Below are 18787 nucleotides of genomic sequence, written 5' to 3'. Positions count from 1 at the left end.
CGGCCCGCCCGCACGAGTCCAAGCCCGTCCAGACGCGCCGTCAGCAAGCCGGAGCACTTCGCGCCGACCCGTCCAAGTGCTGCTCGCGCAATCGGCGCGCAAGGCGCAACAGACGATCGCGCGAAGGAGTACCCCCAGTCGCGGAGTCCGACCGGCGGCGCGACCCGTGGTTCGACCTCGATCAACCCTCCTGCGGCACGCGCCCTAATCGTGTTGACCGCCCGGGCAGGCGGTGCTGGAGTCGGCATGTGGACAGCATCCCCGCCAACCGGCGCTTCTGGAACAAGATCAGCCGCGCCTACCAGCACGAGCACGACCCGCAGATCGGCGCTACGCCCCGCCTATGGGGCATGTACGCGATCCCCGACGCGCACCTGAACGCCCTGGGCGACGTCAAGGGCAAGCGCGTCCTCGAACTCGGCTGCGGCGCCGGCCAGTGGTCCAGATCAATCGCCGCCGAAGGTGCCAACGTGGTCGGGCTCGACCTATCCGAAGCCCAACTCACCGAAGCGGCCCGCGCAATGGGAACGGCCCGCTACCCACTGGTGCAAGGCGCCGCCGAACGGCTTCCGTTCGCCGCCGAAAGCTTCGACGTGGTGTTCTGTGACCACGGCGGCCTCAGCTGGGCACCTCCACACCTGGCCGTACCGCAGGCCGCGCGCGTCCTGCGCCATGGCGGGCGCTTGGTGTTCAACGTCGCCAGCCCATGGTTCGAAGCCTGCTACGACGAAGAGGCTCGCCACGTGACAACCACCCTGCAGCGCGACTACTTCGGGCTCCACACCGTCGCCGAAGACCAGGGAGCGGCCAGCTACCAACTCACCTACGGCGGCTGGATCAAAGTCCTACGCGCCGCAGGCCTCATCATCGACGACCTCATCGAGCCGCGACCCGACGCCGGAACACCCAACGGCTACAACAAGACCGACCCACCCGACTGGGCACACCGCTGGCCAGCAGAAATGCTCTGGATAACCCACAAGCCATAACCACCACCGCACCATCACCGCCAACCCAGACGTGCCAGACGGACCGCCGCCCCGTCTCGTGGACACCCTCCGGACTCCCCGGCTGGCCCAGCCTGCCCAACACTCCAGACGGACGCACCATACGCGCCGATCCAGCAAACCCACCGGGCCGAAGCAGACAACCCGAACCGTTAGCGTCCGGCCTCGTCCGCCGGACCTGCGAGAAAGCCCTCTTGCCCGTCTTTATTCCGCATTCGCCCAGGCCCGTCCAGACTTGCCGTTAGCACTTGCGTTAGCAAGCCGGAGCACTCCGCGCCATCCGGTCCGGGGGGCTCGTTCGCGCGAACAGGCCGCAAGGTGCGACAGACCGTCTCGCGCGAACGAGTGCCCGGCTCGCGGGGCCGAGAGTGCGAAGCCCCTGCTTCGGGCACGCTCAGCCCCGGTGATCCGCGCCGGGGTTACATCGAATCCCCGGGCCGCGAGCTCGTGACGAGAAAGCCGATAACGAGCCCGAGGATTTCCACCGAGGTCGCCATCGTCATGGCCGGTTCGGCCCCGAAGGTCGTCATGACGGCGGTCATCACGCCCTGAACGCCCAGGTCACCCATCGGGTGAGCGCAGCGGAAAATTTTCGGGTTACTCCGGACCCGCCAGGCGTGGGCGGACGAGCGCCGCGGCGCAGCGGGAGCGGACGGAACAGGCCGCACACCAGGGCAGGCACCCTTGAAGACGTGGAGAGAGTTCTCATCCAGCCCGGTCGTCATCCCGTTGACCTGATGGTTTGCTGTCGGATGTCATGCGGCCAAGTGCCGGATCGATCGCCTATCTCGTTGGCTCGGGGCTTTCGCTGCTCGTACCCTCGCCTCGTGAGCTGGGCGGTGATGAGGGCATGGGTCTCGAGCGGGTGACACATGGCTAGGCGGCGATACGTCGCGCGCGGCGTTCCCGGTGGCTATCGCGTCTGGGACAACAGGGGGCGCAAGTGGTGGGGCGACGTCTACGAGCTGTGCCCTGACGACCTTCTCTCCGAACTTAACGGCGATGCGGACTACCAGAAGGTGACCGGCCTAATCCGGCGCTATCGGGCGCTCAAGCGGTAGAGGATGAGGGCCGCCGGTACCGACGCAACGCCGTCAGGTACGCGAGGTCACGGGATGGGCTTGGTGACGGCTCGGCGGGGCTGCTCGGCGAGGCTGACCGCTACGCCTAGGCGGTTGTCGATGGTGAGGTGTGCAGCCTCGGGTGGGCTTTCGGTGTTGAGGCCGACGATGCACGCGTCCCAGTGCGCCATCGGTCACGCGTCGTCGGCATCGACGCGGAGACCGTGCACCTGCTCCGGGAGCACAAGAAAGGCACGGCGCTGTGAACCTCTCGACGGCGACAAATGTCGGGCATCGAAGACAGCTATGTATCCGCGACGGTTAGGGGGAGCCAATCCACCCGGACACCGTTGGATGGCCGATGATCAACACCATTCGGGACCTTCAACAGGCCGCGTCCGGCTGAGCCGCTCCCCTGCCCACTCGGGTGCGTGGCTTCCGGCATATCCACGCGAAGACGGTGCGGTGCGGATAGGCGGGGCCTCGTTCCAGCGCCGACCCGAGTCCCGTCGAGAGAACTGCAACCAGAACGACTCAGGGCACCCACCTTGTTCGGTGAATGCCCTGGTCTGAGGGGAGCCGCCTATCGGAATCGAACCGATGACCTATTCATTACGAGTGAATCGCTCTGCCGACTGAGCTAAGGCGGCGTGCCGTGCGAGGACGGCGCGGTTAGCAGTCTAGCGGGTCTCTGGGCTGGTATGTGCATCAGTTGCAGTGCGTGCCGTCTCGGGGTGGGGTTCCCGTGAGGAGGTAGCGGTCTGTCGCGGACGTGATGCACGGGTCGCCTTGCAGGTAAGCCGTGTGGCCGTCGCCGTTCAGGGAGAGCAGGACGCCCTTGTCCAGCTCTGATGCCAGGCTCTGGGCCCACTGGTAGGGGGTTGCCGGGTCTCTGGTCGTGCCTACTACCAGGATGGGCGGGGAGCCTTTGGCCTTGATGGCGTGGGGGGCTTGCTTGGTCTGGGTGGGCCAGTAGACGCAGGGGAGGCCGCCCCAGACCACGAAGGCTCCGAAGCGGGGGGACTCCTGGCGGGCCTTGTCGGCGTAGGACTGGTATGCGGGCAAGCTCGGCGGGTTGGGCTTGTCCGCGCAGTTCACGGCCATGTTGGCTTCGGTCTCGTTGCTGTAGGTGCCGTCCGGCTTGCGTTCGACCATCGTGTCGGCCAGCGTGAGCAGGAGGGTGCCGTCGTGCCGGGTGAACGCCTGGGTCAGGGCCTGGCGTAGGTAGGGCCAGCTCTCCTTGGCGTAGAGGGCTGTTGCTATGCCCATCGTCGCGCCTGCTTCGGTGACCTTGCGGGCGTCGCGGGTGTTCGCCAAGGGCGTACGGTCCAGTTGCTTCTGGAAGTCCGAGAGGCGGGTCAGGGCGCCGGAGACCGTCGTGCCCAGGGGGCAGCCCGGTGACTGGACGCAGTCGGCCGCGAAGGCTCGGAACGCCGTCTCGAAGCCTCTCGCCTGTTGTACCAGGACGTCCGCGGACGAGATCTTGGGGTCCAGGGCTCCGTCCAGCACCAGGGACCTGATGTGGGTCGGGAACTGTTCCGCGTAGACGGCGCCCAGGTAGGTGCCGTAGGACGCGCCGTAGTAGGTCAGCTTCGCGTCGCCTACCGCCGCGCGCAGGAGGTCCATGTCGTGGGCCGCGTCCCGGGTGCCCACGTGCGGGAGAAGGGCGCCGGCCCTTGAGCCGCAGGATGTCGCGAAGTTCTTGCTCTGGGCGGCGAGGACGTCGATCTCCGCGCCGTCGTCGGGGGACACGTCGGTGCTGAAGAACGTGTCGAGTTGCGGGCCGCTGAGGCAGCGGACGGGGTCGCTCTGGCCCACGCCGCGCGGGTCGAAGCCCACGATGTCGAACTTGCGTCGTACGTCCGCGCCGAAGCTGCGGGCCGCCTGGCGGACGAAATCAATGCCCGATCCGCCCGGTCCGCCCGGGTTGGTGAAGAGGGAGCCGATCCGGCCGGACGGGTCGGACGCGGGCAGCCGGATCATCGCGATCCCGATCGTCCCGGCGGACGGGTGCGCGTAGTCCAGCGGGACCTGGACCGTGCCGCACTGGAAGCCGTCCCCGCAGGCCTTCCAGTCCAGGCCCTGGCGGGAGGACGACGGGCTCGGGGGCGGCGGCGCGGACTTCGGGTCGCTCGTGCAGGCGGACGCGAGTGCCAGCACCAGGGCCGTCACCGCTGCGCTGATCGTCTTGGCCCGCACTGCGCCCCGTTCGTCGGCCGGTCCGATGGAACCGCCATGGTCGCATCTCCCGCGCTGCGGGCGGAACCGCGGGGTCGGCGGGCGGGCGCGGGGGCGGCCCGCCCGCCGACGTCTCACGGGGCGGGCGGCGGGCCGCCTCGGCCCCGGTTCGGGGCCAGGGAGCGGCACGCCTCCATCGCCTTCCGCTCGGCGGCCGGGCGGCTCGGCCGTCCACTCGGGCGGGTGCTCGGACGGCCCGAAGGGCGTCCGCTCGGTCTGCCGGTGCGGTCCGGCATAGTCACGCCCTGCTTCTGGAGGCAGGCGCGGAAGGCCGCCATCGGGTCGGCGGAGGGCGCGCTTCCGGACGCGGCCTCGCCGCCTCCGCACGCGGCGGCCAGCAGGACCGACGCGGCGGCGGCCACGGCCGTGAGTTCACGTCGCATCAGTTGCCCCCGCCGGGCCGGCCGCCCTCGGTGACCTGCGTCGCGGTCACGGTGCCGTCGTCGCCGGCCGAACCGCGCACGACGACGGACGTCCCGGCGCCCAGGTCCTTCAGCGACCCTTCGCGGGTGACGCTGACGCGGGTGGAGCCGCCCGTCTGGACCTTGACGGTCTTGCCGTCCGCCGTCTTCACCCAGAGCGTGTCGCCCGACACCTTGGTGACGGTCCCGGCCGTCAGGCCGCCGCCGAAACCGCCGCGCGCGCCCGGTGCGCCGCCGTAACCGCCGCCGTAGCCGCCCCGCGCGCCGGCGCCGTAGCCGCCGGGGAGCGCGCGGCCGGGCTGCGCCGACGGCGTGCCGGCGGACGTTCCGGAGTTCCACTTCTGCGCCTGGACGCCGCCCAGGAAGCCGACGACGAGCAGCACGCCGGCCGCCAGGTACAGCGTCGGCCCGGGTAGCGCGCGGCGGGGCGGGACGGCGGCGAGCGCGTCGTCGAGGTCGTCCTCGAAGGGCGACGTGGCGAGCAGTTCCGCGTCGCTCGCCGGCGGTCCCGGCACGGACGGCCCACTCTGCGCGTACGGGACGCCGGGCTGCGGTTTCTCGGGCATGGGGTCCTCCCTGGTGCGGTCACTCATGGCGCAGCGCCTCGATCGGGCGGAGCCGGGCCGCGCGGCCGGCGGGGAAGCCGCCGAAGAACAGGCCGATCGCCACCGACACCGCGAGGGCCAGGGCGATGGACGACGGCACGAGCACCGGCTGCACCCCGGCGATCCGGAACAACGTTCCACCTACGCCGACCGCGACGCCGAGCAGCCCGCCGATCAGGCTGAGCACGGTGGCCTCCACGACGAACTGGGCGAGGATCGCGCCGCGCGGGGCGCCGATCGCCTTCCGGATGCCGATCTCGCGCGTCCGTTCGGTGACGGTCACGAGCATGATGTTGGTGATGCCGATCCCGCCGACGAGCAGCGAGATCGCGGCGACGGCGCCGAGCAGCACGGTGAACGTCCGCGTGGAGTCGCTGACGGCGGACTGCACGCTGGCCTGGCTGGACACCGTGAAGTCGGCCGTCCCGGACGTCGCGGCGCCGTGCCGCTGGGCGAGCAGGGCGGTGATCTCGGCCTGTGCGGCGTCCACCGCGTCCGAGCCCGTCGCCTGGACGATGATCTGGTCGAGCCCGCCGTACCCGGTCAGGCTCTGCTGGACGGCCGCGAGCGGCGCCACGGCGATGCTGTCGGGGTCGGAGAAGCTGGACGACGACGAGCCCGTGGCCTTCAGCACCCCGACGACGGTGAACCGTATCCCGCCGACGTCGATCTTCTTACCGATCGGACTGACGGCCCCGAACAGGTCGGACGCCGTCGTGCTCCCCAGCACGACCGCCTTAGCGTCCGTGGCAGAGAACAGTGACCCGGACGCCAGCGTCTTGTTGGCCGCAGGGAAATAGGTCGGCGTCGTCCCGACGAACTGGCCGATCGTCGCGGACGTCCCCGCGTAGCTCGCCGTCACGGACTGGCTCGTCACGACCGGCGACGCGCTCCGCACCGACGGCGCCTGCCCGGACGAGCCGAGCGCCGCGGCGTCCGCGACCGTCAGGTCGTGCGCCTGCGTGCGCGGCCCGCTCGGCTGCTGCTGCGCGGCCCCGCGTCCGAAGAGGCCGCCGCGCCCGCTCCCCGTCGTGGACGGCGTGACGGTCAGCGCGTCCGCGCCGAGCCGCTGGATGCTCTTCTTCACCGCCTCCGACGACCCGTTCCCGACCGCGACCAGCACGATCACCGACGCGACGCCGATGAGGATCCCGAGCGTGGTGAGGGCGCTGCGCAGCTTGTTGGCGGCGAGCCCGCGCAGGGCGAACCGCAGGATCTCGGCGGGCGTCACCGGACGGCCCCGGCGCGCGGCTGGTCGGAGACGACGCGTCCGTCCACGAGCCGGACGATCCGCCGGGCGTGCGCGGCCACGTCCGCCTCGTGCGTGATGATCACGAGCGTGCGGCCGGCGCGGTGCAGGCCGTCGAACAGGTGCAGGACGTCCCCGGTGGACCGGCTGTCGAGCGCGCCCGTCGGCTCGTCGGCGAGCAGGAGCGTCGGGGCGGTGACGAGCGCGCGGGCGATGGCGACGCGTTGCTGCTGCCCGCCCGACAGCTCGTTCGGTTCATGGCGCATGCGGTCCGCGAGGCCGACTTCGCGCAGCGCGGCGACGGCCCGGCGCCGCCGTTCGGCCGCCCGGACGCCGCCGTAGGCGAGCGGCAGCTCCACGTTGGCCTGCGCGCTCATCCGGGGGATGAGGTTGAACGACTGGAACACGAACCCGATGCGCCGGTTGCGCAGGATGGCGAGGCGGCGTTCGTCCAGGCCGCCGACGTCGTGCCCGTCGAGCCGGTACCGGCCGGCGCTCGGGACGTCCAGGCAGCCGATGATGTTCATCAGCGTGGACTTCCCGGAGCCGGACGCGCCCATGATCGCGACATAGTCCCCGCGCTCGACCCGCAGCGTCACCCCGCGCAACGCGTGCACGGCCGTGTCGCCGGACCCGTGGACCTTGGTGACGGACCGGACGTCCAGGACGGGGGTCACCGCCGTCCTCCGGCCCCGCCGCCGGGGAACCCGCCGCCGCCCGGCACGCCGCCGCCGGGGAAACCGGTGCGCTGACCGGTCTGGCCCGTCCCGCCGGACGCGGCCGAGGCGAGGACGACCTCGTCCCCTTCCTCCAAGCCCGACTTGATCTCGGTGCCCTGGTCGCCCGTGACGCCCGTCTCGACGGTGACCGTGGAGCGCTTCCCGTCCCGGACGACCGTGACCGTGCTCTGCCCGCCCGCCGTCCGGACCGCCGCGCTCGGGACGTACAGGACGTCCTCCGCCTTCGACACGGAGACCTCGACGGTCGCGGTCTGGCCGAGGCGGACGCCGGACGGCACCTTCGTCAGCCCGATCGCCACCGGATATTTCACGACATTGTCGGTGGTCGTGGGGGCGAGCCCGACGTCCAGGACCTTGCCCGTCGCGGTCGTCCCGGGCAGCGCGTCGAACGTGATCGTCGCCGCCTGGCCCGCCTTGAGCTTGGTCGTGTCCGCCTCGGTGAAGTTCCCGGTGATCTGGAGCTTCGCCGTGTCGGCCATCTCGATGAAGCCCGAACCGGACGAGGAGGTCGTCGTGCCGGACGACGACGAGCCCGAGCCGGATTCCGAGCCCGAGCCCGACGACGTCCCGCCGCCCGACCCGCTGGAGCTGCCGCCGACCGTCCCGTTGACGGCGGTGACCGTCCCGGAGATCGGGGCGCGCAGCACCGTCCCGTTCAACGTCCGCAACGCCGCGTTGCGGGCGTTCTTCGCCTTGAGGTAACTCGCGTAGCCCTTGTCGGACGTCGTGTCGCCCGCCTCCGCGACCACCAGGTCCGCCTTGGCCTGCTCGTACGCCTCCTCGGCGGCCGTCGCGTCGAGCCGGGCGAGGACCGTCCCGGCCGCGACCTTCTTCCCGACCACCGCGTAGATCTTGGTGACCGTCCCGGACGAACCGAACGACAGCGAACGCGTCCGCGCGCTCTCCACCGACCCGGACGCCGACACCGACGACGCGACGGTCCCGCGCGCGATCCGCGCGGTGCGGGTGGCGGCGGACGCGTCCGCGCCGTCGTCGGCGAGCGTCAGATAGGCGGCCCCGGCGCCGCCGAGCAACAGCGCGCCGAGCGCGCCGTTGACCAGCAGCGCCCGGCGTGGGATCGGCAGTTTCATGCCGAGAAGGCTCGCGGCGCCGTCTGGGGGACGGGTGAGCCGGACATGAGAATTCGATGAGACGGGCGAAATAGGCGCCCGCGCGAGCCCTACCGCCGCGTGGACGGCGTTCGGCAATAGCCCCGCCTGGTCAGAGCCCCGTGCTTCGTCCTCACCGGACGACGTAACACGGGGCTCTTTTTGTGCGCCTGGTCAACATAAGTCAATGAGACATCGTGCGATGGTGTGATGCCGGTCGCTTTGCCGGGAACAGTCTTGAATATGACCAAAACTTACGGCACCGTAGGTTACGGCAACGTAGGTTAGACCGCCGGGGAGGCCCCTTGTCCGTGCACGCGCTCCCGTCCCGCTCGCCGGTGCGCCGGCTCGCGAAGGCGGCGCGGTGGCTCACCACGCCGCTGCTCCCCGAGGACTACCTCGGCCTCGTCAACCCGCTGTGGTCGACGGTCGAGCCGCGCGGCCGGATCGAGGACGTCCGGCGCGAGGCGCCCGGCGTGGCGACGCTACGGATCCGGCCCGGCATCGAATGGGACGGCCACCGCCCCGGCCAGTGGCTCAAGATCGGCGTCGACATCGACGGCGTGCGCCACTGGCGGACGTTCTCGCTGTCGTCCCCGCCGCGCCCCGACGGACGGCTCACGATCACCGTCAAGGCCACCCCGGACGGCCTGGTCTCCCGGCACCTCGTCCACCGCGCCCGGCCCGGCATGATCGTCCGGCTGGAGACGGCCGACGGCGAGTTCGTCCTGCCGTCCCCGCTCCCCCGCAAGATCCTGTTCCTCGCGGCGGGCAGCGGCATCACGCCCGTCATGGCGATGCTGCGCGGCCTCGACGTGACTGGAACGTTTCCGGACACGGTCGTCGTCTACTCGTCCCGCACCCCCGGCGACGTCATCTTCGGCGACGAACTGCGCGACCTCGCGCGCCGGCACCCCGCGCTGACGCTGGTCGAGCGGCACACCGCCGTCGACGGCCGGCTCGCCGCCGCCGACCTGCCGGGCGTCTGCCCCGACTGGGCCGAGCGCGAGACGTGGGCGTGCGGCCCGGCCGGGATGCTGGACGACGTCGAGACGCACTGGAACGCGGCGGGCCACGCCGAACGGCTCCGCACGGAACGTTTCCGCGTCGTCCTCGCGGGAACCGGCGGCGAAGGAGGCCGGGTGCGGTTCTGCTCCAGCGGCGTGGAGGTCGACGCCGACGGCGCCACCCCCCTGCTGGACGCGGGCGAGGGCGCGGGCGCCCTCCTGCCGAGCGGCTGCCGGATGGGCATCTGTTACAGCTGCGTCGGCCGCCTCCGCTCCGGCCAGGTCCGTGATCTGCGCACCGGCGAGGTCCACGGCGAGGAGGGCCACATGATCCAGACGTGCGTCTCCGCCGCCGCCGGCCCCGTCGAACTCGACCTCTGAAGGAGGCCCCCATGAGTCACGACCCCACCGCCCACCTCACCCCCGCCGACTACGACGCCATCGCGCGCGAGCTGGACGAGCTGCGCGAAGAGATCTTCGCCGAGCTGGGCGACGACGACGCCGCGTACATCCACAAGGTCATCCGCTGGCAGCGGTACCTGGAGATCGGCGGCCGGGCCATGCTGATGGCCTCGTCGCTGCCGCCCGCCTGGCTCGCCGGGACCGCGACCCTGTCGGTCGCGAAGATCCTGGAGAACATGGAGATCGGGCACAACGTCATGCACGGCCAGTGGGACTGGATGCGCGACTCCAAGATCCACTCGACGACGTGGGAGTGGGACAACGTCTCCCCCGCCGAGCAGTGGAAGCACTCGCACAACTTCGTCCACCACACGTTCACGAACGTCCTCGGCAAGGACCACGACGTGGGCTACGGCATCCTGCGCGTGACGCCGGAGCAGCCGTGGAACCCCGTCTACCTCGGGCAGCCGTTCTACAACGCGCTGCTCGCGATGTTCTTCGAGTACGGCGTCGCGCTGCACGACCTGGACCTGCACAAGATCCTCCAGGGCGAGGACGACCGCGAGGTCACCCGCGCCAAGCTCCGCGACATCGGCCGCAAGATCCGCCGCCAGTGGGCCAAGGACTACATCGCGTTCCCGCTGCTCAGCGGGCCGCAGTTCCTGTCGACGCTGGGCGCGAACTTCTCGGCGAACATCGTCCGGAACGTGTGGGCGCACACGATCATCTTCTGCGGGCACTTCCCCGGCGACATCGACGTGTTCGAGGTCGGCGAGGAGCAGCTCGACGGGGAGACGCGCGGCGAGTGGTACGTCCGGCAGATCCTCGGCTCGGCGAACATCTCCGGCGGCAAGCTGTTCCACCTCATGACGGGGAACCTGAGCCACCAGATCGAGCACCACCTGTTCCCGGACATGCCGAGCAACCGGTACGCGGAGATCGCTCCCCGGGTGCGGGCGCTGTGCGACAAGTACGGCCTGCCGTATCACACGGGGTCGCTGCGCAAGCAGGCCGGAAGCACGTGGAAGAAGATCGTCCGGTACGCGCTGCCGGGGCCGAGCAGCACGCCGGCGCCGCCGCGCGCGCCGCTCGCCAAGAGCAAGGAGCCCGTCGCCGTCTGACGCCGTCCGCCCCGGCCCATTCCGCTAGCGGCGGCGTGGGCCGTCCGGGTGTGCGGTTCCGGTCACCAGGCGACGTCGGTGAGGTCCGCGCCGCGCACGGGCAGTTCCCTGGCGCCGTAGAGCGTGCCGTCGGACGTCGCCGCGAGCAGGTGGCCGCCGGTCGGGTCGGGGGCCAGCGCGGCCACTTCGGCCTTCTGTTTCCACAGATCCTCGGTGGGCTTGCCGGTCTGCACCGAATAGGCCCGCAGGGTCGTGGACGCGCCCCCGACGATGCCCGCCACGATCGTCGCGCCGTCGCGGCTGAGCAGCGCGGGGCCGCCGCCGGGGGGCAGCAGGAGCACCGGACGGCTCGTCCGCAGGTCGCCGGGCGCGGCGGCGGTGTCCAGCGTGCGGACCTGGTGGCGGGACGGCGCGGCGACCGGGTTCCACACGAATGCGAGCGTGTCGCCCGCGAACGACAGGCTGGAGATCCGCGCGGCCGACCGCGTCGTCCACGTCTTGCGCTCCGTGGACGACACGACGTCCACCCGGCCCGCCTTGCCGGTGTAGGTGACGTAGGCGATGCGGCGGCCGTCCGCGCTGACCGCGAGGTCCGACCAGGGCGTCGAGCGGCCCGGCACCGACGTGCCCGCGATCTCCGTCAGCGCCCGCGGGCGGCCCTTGGAATCGAGCTTGAGGCGGCTGAACGTCACCGCGCGGCGCGTCGCGGACGCCACCACGTACGTCCCCTCGCCCGCCGACGCCACCCGCTGGAACGTCGCGCCGGACGGGGCGGCGACCGGCAGGCCGACGTCCCTGCCCGTCCGCGCGTCCCGGACGACCAGCGCGGACCCGGTGCGCCGCACGCCCACCACGTACTTCGGCTCGGCGGCGCGCTTCTTCTTCAACTGCACCCGCTCGTGCGCGGACGCGGCGGCGGCGGAACGTTCCCGGGCGCCCGCCTTCTGGTGCCGGTCCACCGCGTCCAGCCCGCCCGCCACCGCGAAGGCCGCGAGCGCGGCGGCGCTCAGCGGGATCAGGCCCCGCCAGGACCCGAGCCGCGCGCCGCGCGCCGGTCCGTTGTCGTTGCCGTCCATGTGGGTGACGCCTTCCGCCTCTCGTCCGCGCTGTCGCCCGTCGTTTCTACCGCATTCGGTGTCCCGTTACCTACACGTTCGGGCGTTCTTACCGCGCGGCGAGCGCCCGGCGGGCCGCGTCGGCGACGGACTCGCGGTAGAACGCCCCGTACAGCGCCACGTGGACGAGCAGCGGATGCAACTGGTGCAGCGGCACCCGGTCGCGCCACCCGGCGGCCAGCGGGGCGGCCTCATCGTAGGCGGCGAGCAGCCGGGCCAGGTGGGGCGTGCCGAAGAGGGCGAGCATCGCCAGGTCCGTCTCGCGGTGGCCGCCGTGCGCGGCCGGGTCGACCAGGACGCCGCGTTCGGCCGTCCACACGATGTTCTCCGACCACAGGTCGCCATGGATCCGGGACGGCGGTTCGGGCGGCCCCGCGAGCGCGTCGATGTCCTCGATCACCTGCTCGACCAGCCGGATCGTCGGTTCGTCCAGGCCCGGGGCGCTCAGATAGGGCGCGAGGCGGCGTTCGGCGTACCAGCGCCCCCACGGCCCCGCGTCGGGCGTGTTGTCGAGCGGCAGGCCGGCGATCAGGCCGTCCCACGGCGCGCCGTACTCGCCCGGCCCGGCGGCGTGCGTCCCGGCCAGCTCCCGGCCGAACTGCTCGGCCAGGGACGCGTCCGGACGCACCGGCTCCAGCCACGGCAGCACCAGCAGGTCGTCGGTGACGTCCAGGACGGGCGCGACCGGCGCGACCGGCCCCGCCTCGGCCAGCCAGCGCAGCCCCGCGGCCTCGGCGGCGAACAGCCCGGGGCGCGACGCCCGCTTGACGAAGACGTCCCGGCCGTCCGCCAGCAGGACGCGGTGCAGCGTCCAGGCGTCGTGCTCGGAGCCCAGCGCGGTCTCCCGCTCGATGGCCGTGCCCAGGAGTGAATCCACTAACCGACGGTAACGCCTGACTTGATCTCGCGCAGCAATCCGGGCATTGCGGCCTCGATGAGCCTCAGGACGCGGTCGAAACCGTCCGTGCCGCCGTAGTACGGGTCCGGGACGTCCAGGTCCTCGCCCGCGACGGGGTCGAACTCGCGCAGCATCCGCACCTTGGCACGGGCGGCGGAGTCGGGCGCCATCGTCCGCAGGTCGCGCAGGTGCCCCTCGTCCAGCGCCAGGATCAGGTCGTAGCCGTCGAACCACTCGGGGTCGAAACGGCGGGCCGTGTGCGACGTGGCGTAGCCCGCGCGGCGCAGCGCCGCGACCGTCCGGCGGTCGGCGTGCTCGCCGACGTGCCAGCCGTCGATGCCGGAGCTGTCCACGACGACGTCCAGCCCGGCCTCGCCGACGTGGTGGCGCAGCACGTGCTCGGCCATGGGCGACCGGCAGATGTTGCCGGTGCAGACGAACGTGACGCGGAACGGCATGGCCCCATCCTGCCCGACGCGGCCCGGCCGTTCGATGAACGCTCGGTAACGACGATCGGGCGATCAGCTCCGCAGCGCCAGCGTCAGCGCCTCCACCGCGAGCAGGGGATTGACGTTCGCGTCGATGCGGTCGCGGCACTCCATGATCGCGTCGAGGCGGCGGAGCGTGGCCTCCGGCGGCGCCCCGGCGGCGGCCGTGCGCAGCTCGGCGGTGAGCGGCGTGTTCACCAGGTCGTTCGGCGCACCCATCTGCAGTGCCAGGACGTCCCGGTAATAGGACGCCAGATCCAGCAGCGTCCGGTCCAGCGCGTCCCGTTTGATACGGGTCGCACGTGACTTCTGCCGGTCCTCCAGTTCCTTCAGCGCGCCCGCCGTCCCGCGCGGCATCCGGCCCTTCGCGCTCTCGCCGAGCGCCTGGCGCAGCGCGGACGTCTCGGACTCGTTCAGCTCCTCCACCGTCGTCTTCGCCTCCGCCTCGGCCGCCTTCACCAGCGCCTCGGCGGCCGTCACCGCCGGGCCGACCCCGGTCAGGCGGCGCGGCACCGCCAGCACCTCGGCGCGGCGGGCGCGGGCGTCGGCGTCGGTCGCCAGGCGCCGCGCGCGGCTGATGTGGCCCTGCGCGGCCCGCGCCGCCTCCTCGGCCGTGGCCGGGTCGACGCCGTCGCGCTGGACGAGCGTCGCCGCGACGGCCGCGACCGGCGGCGTCCGCAACGTCACCAGCCGGCACCGCGAGCGGATCGTCACCAGCAGGTCCTCGGGGGACGGCGTGCACAGCAGCCAGATCGTCCGCGGTGGCGGCTCCTCGATGGCCTTCAGCAGCGCGTTCGCCGCGGCCTCGGTGGCGCGGTCGGCGTCCTCGAACAGCACGATCTGGTAGCGCCCGCCCGACGGCGACGACGACGCCCGCAGCACCAGCTCCCGCGTCTCCCGCACCCCGAACGACAGCCCGGCGGGCCGGACGACCTCGACGTCGGCGTGCGTCCCCTGCAACACCTGGTGGCAGGACGCGCAGTGCCCGCAGCCGCGCGGCGTGTCGGCGCACTGCAACCCCGCCGCGAACGCCCGCGCCGCCGCCGACCGTCCCGACCCGGGCGGCCCGGTGAACAGCCACGCGTGCGCCGGAGCGCCCTCGGCCGCGCGCCGCAGCCCCGCGACGACGTGGTCCTGCCCGACGACGTCGTCCCACACGCTCATCTCTCCAGGCTACCGGCCTGACAAATGTCATGGACGGGCGATGACGCGACGGCACTGCCCGGCGTCCGGCGCCGCGCCGACGATGGGACGCATGAACGCCACCGCCGCCCTCCGCGCCGCGCGACTCCTCACCGCCCTCTACCTCGGCCTCTGCGTGCTGACGCTCGCCGCCGCCGTCCTGCTCCGCCACCACGCCGCGCTCGTGACCGACGCCGTCTGGACGCGGGGCGCGCTCGTCACCCTCAGCGCCGTCGTGACGTTCGCCGCCGCCGTCCGGGCCGCGCGCGGCTCCCGGCCCGCCTACCGCAGGCTCCGGATCATCTCGACGGTGATGCTCGCGGCCATCGTCGTGATCGTCGCGCTGCCGGGCCTGTTCCCGCTCTGGATGCGGATCGAGCAGAGCGCCTGCGGGCTGCTGCTGCTCGGCGTCGTCGCGCTCGTCAACCGCGCACCGGTGCGGTCCCTGTTCGCCGCCGCGCGTTAGCGTGCCGTCCATGGACGAGAGCGCGCCCCCGTGGACGCGGGGCCGGCGGCGCCTGCTGCTGTCGGCCGGGATGTTCGCCTACCCGGCGGCGACGGCCGTCGGGGTCGCGCAGTACGCGCGCGGCGGCCGGGCCGTCGCCGGCTACGCGCTCGCCGCCGCGTTCGCGGTCTGCTACCCGCTGGCCGCGCTCGCCGCCGCCCGCCGCGCGCCGCGCGCGTTCTGGGCCCTGCTCGGCGTCCTCGCCGCGCTGTTCCTCGCCGAACTGCCGTTGACGCACGTCTACGCCTTCTATATCGGGGCCGTGGTCGTCGCGGCGGCTGCGGCGTTCGCGCCCCGGTACGCGGCGGCGATCGTCGCGGCGGGGGTGCTCGCGTGCCTCGCGGTGCCGTGGGCGGTGTGGCGGGACGATCCGGGCTGGTTCCAGGCCGTCCTGATCGTCTTCACGGCGGCGGCGGTGTACGCGTTCACCGAACTGGCCGCCGCGAACACCGAGGTGCGCGCGGCCCGCGCCGAGGTCGCCCGGCTGGCGTCCGAGGCCGAGCGCACCCGCATCGCCCGCGACCTGCACGACCTGCTCGGCCACTCGCTGACGGTCATCACGGTCAAGAGCGGCCTCGCGCGGCGGCTCTCGGCGACCGACCCCGAGCGGGCGGGACGCGAGATCGCCGAGGTCGAGACCCTTTCCCGGCAGGCGCTGACCGATGTCCGCGCCGCCGTGTCGGGCTATCGGCAGGTGACGCTCGCCGGGGAGCTGGCACGCGGGCGGGAGCTGCTGCGCGCGGCCGGGATCGACGCCGACCTGCCCGCCACCGTGGACGTCGTGGACGCCGCGCACCGCGAACTGTTCGGCTGGGTCGTCCGGGAAGGGCTGACGAACGTCGTCCGGCACGCCCGCGCGTCCCGCTGCACGATCACGCTGTCCGCGGCGCACGTGGAGATCCACGACGACGGCCGCGGCGGTACCCCGTCGTCCGGCAGCGGGCTGGCGGGACTGCGGGAACGGGTCGCGGCGGCGGGCGGGCGGATCGAGGCCGGGCCGGCGCGTCCGCGCGGCTGGCGGCTGCGCGTGACCGTGGAGGGCGGGGCATGACCGTCCGGCTGCTGCTCGCCGACGACCAGGAGATGATCCGCACCGCGCTCGCCGCGCTGCTGGACCTGGAGGACGACTTCACCGTCGTCGCCGCCGTCGGCCGGGGGGACGAGGTCGTGGACGCCGTCCGCGAGCACCGTCCCGACGTGGTCCTGCTCGACATCGAGATGCCCGGCATGGACGGTCTGACCGCCGCCGCCGTCCTGCGCGACCGGGCCCCGGACTGCCGCGTCGTCATCCTCACGACGTTCGGCCGCGCGGGCTACCTGCGGCGCGCGATGGAGGCCGGGGCGGTCGGGTTCGTCGTGAAGGACGCCCCGGCCGAGGCGCTCGCCGACGCCGTCCGGCGCGTGGTGGACGGCGAGCGCGTCGTGGACCCGGCGCTGGCCGCCGCCACGCTCGCGGCGGGCGAGTCGCCGCTCACCGCGCGCGAGGGCGACGTACTGCGCGTCGCGCGGACGGGCGCGTCGGTGGCCGAGATCGCCGGACGGCTGTTCCTGTCGGAGGGGACCGTCCGCAACTACCTGTCGGCGGCCATCGCGAAGACCGCGACGCGCAACCGCGTGGAGGCGGCGCGCGTCGCGGACGAGCGCGGCTGGCTCTAGTCGGTGATCGCGGGGAAGGTGCTCGTGACGTCCTCGGCGGCGGCCGGGACGGGGTCGGGCAGGATCTCGCGGATGCGGTCCTGGATCTGGCGGCTCAGCTCGCTCTGCGGACGGCTCGCGTCCAGCACGAGGTAGCGGTCCGGTTCGGTCTCGGCGAGCGCGAGGAACCCGTCCCGGACGCGCTCGTGGAACTCGGCGGGCTCGGACTCGATGCGGTCGGCGGGCGCGGGCAGGCGCCGCAGTCCGGCCTCGGGCTGCACCATGAGCAGGACCGTCAGGTCGGGGACGAGCCCCTGCGTCGCCCAACCGTTGAGCTTGGCGATGTCCTCGACGGGCTGCTTGCGCCCGTAGCCCTGGTAGGCGAGCGAGGAGTCCACGAACCGGTCGCTGACGACGATCGCGCCGCGCGCCATCGCGGGCAGGATCACGTTGGCGACGTGGTCGGCGCGGTCGGCCGCGTACAGCAGCGTCTCGGCGCGCGGGGACAGCCCGGTCGTGTCGCGGTCGAGCAGCATCGCCCGCAGCCGCATCCCGATCTTGGTGGCGCCGGGCTCGTGCGTCGTGACGACGTCGTAGCCGTGGTCGCGCAGCCAGATCGCCGCGAGCCGCGCCTGCGTCGTCTTGCCCGCGCCCTCGCCGCCCTCGAACGCGACGAACACGCCGCGCTCGGCCGGGCGCAGCGGCCGGCTCGCCTCCTCCAGCGGCGGCGTGTACCGCTCGCCGCGCAGCGCCGCCACGAGGTCGGGGACGAGCGGGATGCCGCGCCGGTCGTCCAGCCGCCGCAGCGCGACGAACCCGAGCAGCGCCGCGAGCACCGCCCCGGCCAGCAGGATCGCCTGCGCGCCGGTGAAGGCGTAGTCGTCGCCCAGCCGGTGCGTCCCGATCGCCGCCGCGACGGGCGGCAGGACGGCCACCGCGACCAGCGCGCCGACCAGCGCCACGGACCGCAGATGACCGATCCGGTCCGGGACGACCGACCGCGCCGCCGACCACGCGATCCCGGCGGCGACGCCGAAGAACCCGGCGAGGAACACCACCACGACCAGGTTGTGGACGAGCGCCAGCACCAGCAGCAACAGCGCCCCGGCGGGCACCGCGAGACCCAGCAGCCGCACCCGGCTGAACACCGCGAGGACGCGCGGCCCCTCGAACGCACCGAACGCGGCACCGAGCGCGAGGCCCGCGAGCACCGAACCGTAGCCGGGGTTCCCCGCGCCGAGCGTCACCGCCTCGACCTGCGCGACCGCGACGATCGCGCCGCCCGCCAGCGCCAGCCCGAGCACGGCGAGCCCCGCCGCCGAACCGTTCCGCAGCAGCAGGCCCAGCGGCGACGGCACCCGGTCCGCCCCCCGCGGCAGGTCCCCGAGCGTCACCACCGCGATCGCCGACGCCAGGAACACGGCGGCCGTCACATAGAGCACCAGGTCGGCGCGCGTGGCGGCCCCCGCGACCGCGTCCGCGACCAGTGACAGCACCGCGAACAGCACCCCGGCGACCGGGGCGGCGCCGAAGACCGTCCGCAGCGCCGCCGTCCGGGCCCGCTCGGCGTGGTCGGCGCCCGCGAGCGCCGGCGCCGTCGTCGTGACGACCGTCGTCCACGGCAGCGCGGCGACCCCGACGAGCAGCGCGGCGACGGCCGTCCAGACCTGCGCGTCCACCAGCGGCACCGACACGAGCAGCACCAGCCGGACGAGATCCGCCGCGACCAGCACCGTCCGGCGGTCCAGCCGTCCGACCGCCGGCACCAGCGGCGCGAGCAGCACCGCCGGGGCCAGCAGCAGCGCCAGGACCAGCCCGATCGCCGGCGCCCGGTCCAGCGGGGCGTCGTCGCGGGCCAGCACCCCGGCCATCGCGGTGAGCGCGCCGACGCTCAGCCACTGGCCGGTGCTGGACAGCGCGAGCGCCGTTCTCAGCCGCCGCAGATTCGGCGAATCGCCCGGCGGCGCGGCGGGGTCCGGCCGGGTGACGCCCGTTCTGGTCAT

The 18787-nt window shown here is 73.0% G+C and carries 18 protein-coding genes and 1 tRNA gene; 6 read left to right on the top strand and 13 right to left on the bottom strand.

Going from position 1 to position 18787, the window contains the following annotated elements:
• The first annotated feature begins 248 nt into the window (after positions 1-248).
• Positions 249-989, top strand: coding sequence for a class I SAM-dependent methyltransferase (locus BTM25_RS05185; RefSeq protein WP_103561584.1), 741 nt, complete (start codon positions 249-251; stop codon positions 987-989).
• Between the two features lie 437 nt (positions 990-1426).
• Here BTM25_RS05185 and BTM25_RS29060 read toward each other — a convergent pair whose 3' ends face one another.
• The 8 genes from BTM25_RS29060 to BTM25_RS05145 all read right to left on the bottom strand — a co-directional run bounded on the left by BTM25_RS29060 (position 1427) and on the right by BTM25_RS05145 (position 8413).
• Positions 1427-1732: a hypothetical protein gene (locus tag BTM25_RS29060; RefSeq protein ID WP_146058964.1), complete on the bottom strand. Its 306-nt coding sequence runs from the start codon at positions 1730-1732 to the stop codon at positions 1427-1429.
• Positions 1733-2645: 913 nt separating this feature from the next.
• A tRNA-Thr gene (locus BTM25_RS05175) sits at positions 2646-2718 on the bottom strand.
• A gap of 58 nt (positions 2719-2776) precedes the next feature.
• Positions 2777-4267: an alpha/beta hydrolase gene (locus tag BTM25_RS05170; protein ID WP_103561582.1), complete on the bottom strand. Its 1491-nt coding sequence runs from the start codon at positions 4265-4267 to the stop codon at positions 2777-2779.
• Positions 4268-4380: 113 nt separating this feature from the next.
• Positions 4381-4689 carry a hypothetical protein gene (locus tag BTM25_RS05165; protein ID WP_103561581.1) on the bottom strand — a complete coding sequence of 103 codons (309 nt, stop codon included), beginning with the start codon at positions 4687-4689 and terminating at the stop codon, positions 4381-4383.
• Positions 4689-5294: a hypothetical protein gene (locus BTM25_RS05160; RefSeq protein WP_205647966.1), complete on the bottom strand. Its 606-nt coding sequence runs from the start codon at positions 5292-5294 to the stop codon at positions 4689-4691. The genes BTM25_RS05165 and BTM25_RS05160 overlap by 1 nt, the downstream gene beginning before the upstream one ends.
• 19 nt (positions 5295-5313) lie before the next feature.
• Positions 5314-6564, bottom strand: coding sequence for an ABC transporter permease (locus tag BTM25_RS05155; RefSeq protein WP_103561580.1), 1251 nt, complete (start codon positions 6562-6564; stop codon positions 5314-5316).
• Complete coding sequence (locus tag BTM25_RS05150) at positions 6561-7259, bottom strand: ABC transporter ATP-binding protein (RefSeq protein ID WP_103561579.1); 699 nt, start codon at positions 7257-7259, stop codon at positions 6561-6563. The genes BTM25_RS05155 and BTM25_RS05150 overlap by 4 nt, the downstream gene beginning before the upstream one ends.
• Complete coding sequence (locus BTM25_RS05145; protein WP_103561578.1) at positions 7256-8413, bottom strand: efflux RND transporter periplasmic adaptor subunit; 1158 nt, start codon at positions 8411-8413, stop codon at positions 7256-7258. Before BTM25_RS05145 ends, BTM25_RS05150 begins: the two co-directional genes overlap by 4 nt.
• A gap of 329 nt (positions 8414-8742) precedes the next feature.
• Between BTM25_RS05145 and BTM25_RS05140 the strand changes: the two genes are divergently transcribed.
• Positions 8743-9819 (top strand): ferredoxin reductase, encoded by a 1077-nt coding sequence (locus tag BTM25_RS05140; RefSeq protein WP_235828351.1) that lies wholly within the window; start codon positions 8743-8745, stop codon positions 9817-9819.
• Positions 9820-9830: 11 nt separating this feature from the next.
• Positions 9831-10961, top strand: a complete 1131-nt coding sequence (locus BTM25_RS05135) for a fatty acid desaturase family protein (protein ID WP_103561577.1) — start codon at positions 9831-9833, stop codon at positions 10959-10961.
• Positions 10962-11023: 62 nt separating this feature from the next.
• On the opposite strand, the gene BTM25_RS05130 is transcribed toward BTM25_RS05135, so the two are convergent.
• The 4 genes from BTM25_RS05130 to BTM25_RS05115 all read right to left on the bottom strand — a co-directional run bounded on the left by BTM25_RS05130 (position 11024) and on the right by BTM25_RS05115 (position 14626).
• Positions 11024-12037, bottom strand: a complete 1014-nt coding sequence (locus BTM25_RS05130) for a WD40 repeat domain-containing protein (protein WP_103561576.1) — start codon at positions 12035-12037, stop codon at positions 11024-11026.
• An 88-nt stretch (positions 12038-12125) separates the two neighbouring features.
• Positions 12126-12953, bottom strand: coding sequence for a fructosamine kinase family protein (locus BTM25_RS05125; RefSeq protein ID WP_235828248.1), 828 nt, complete (start codon positions 12951-12953; stop codon positions 12126-12128).
• Positions 12953-13432, bottom strand: coding sequence for a low molecular weight protein-tyrosine-phosphatase (locus BTM25_RS05120; protein WP_103561575.1), 480 nt, complete (start codon positions 13430-13432; stop codon positions 12953-12955). The genes BTM25_RS05125 and BTM25_RS05120 overlap by 1 nt, the downstream gene beginning before the upstream one ends.
• A gap of 63 nt (positions 13433-13495) precedes the next feature.
• Positions 13496-14626, bottom strand: a complete 1131-nt coding sequence (locus BTM25_RS05115) for a DNA polymerase III subunit delta' (protein ID WP_103561574.1) — start codon at positions 14624-14626, stop codon at positions 13496-13498.
• Positions 14627-14666: 40 nt separating this feature from the next.
• On the opposite strand from BTM25_RS05115, the gene BTM25_RS05110 reads away from it, so the two are divergent.
• The 3 genes from BTM25_RS05110 to BTM25_RS05100 are packed head-to-tail and all read left to right on the top strand — an operon-like array spanning position 14667 to position 16805.
• Positions 14667-15110 (top strand): hypothetical protein, encoded by a 444-nt coding sequence (locus BTM25_RS05110; protein WP_235828247.1) that lies wholly within the window; start codon positions 14667-14669, stop codon positions 15108-15110.
• Positions 15111-15120: 10 nt separating this feature from the next.
• Complete coding sequence (locus BTM25_RS05105; protein ID WP_103561573.1) at positions 15121-16200, top strand: sensor histidine kinase; 1080 nt, start codon at positions 15121-15123, stop codon at positions 16198-16200.
• The gene (locus BTM25_RS05100) at positions 16197-16805 is read left to right on the top strand and encodes a response regulator transcription factor (RefSeq protein WP_103561572.1); all 609 of its coding nucleotides are present in this window, start codon (positions 16197-16199) and stop codon (positions 16803-16805) included. Before BTM25_RS05105 ends, BTM25_RS05100 begins: the two co-directional genes overlap by 4 nt.
• On the opposite strand, the gene tmk is transcribed toward BTM25_RS05100, so the two are convergent.
• Positions 16802-18787: a dTMP kinase gene (tmk, locus tag BTM25_RS05095; protein ID WP_103561571.1), complete on the bottom strand. Its 1986-nt coding sequence runs from the start codon at positions 18785-18787 to the stop codon at positions 16802-16804. The two genes, BTM25_RS05100 and tmk, sit on opposite strands and share 4 nt — an antisense overlap.

Origin of the sequence: Actinomadura rubteroloni, assembly GCF_002911665.1 — a bacterium.
Taxonomy (GTDB): domain Bacteria; phylum Actinomycetota; class Actinomycetes; order Streptosporangiales; family Streptosporangiaceae; genus Spirillospora; species Spirillospora rubteroloni.
The sequence above is the reverse complement of the archived record's forward strand: the minus strand, read 5'-3'. Positions and strand labels throughout refer to the sequence as shown.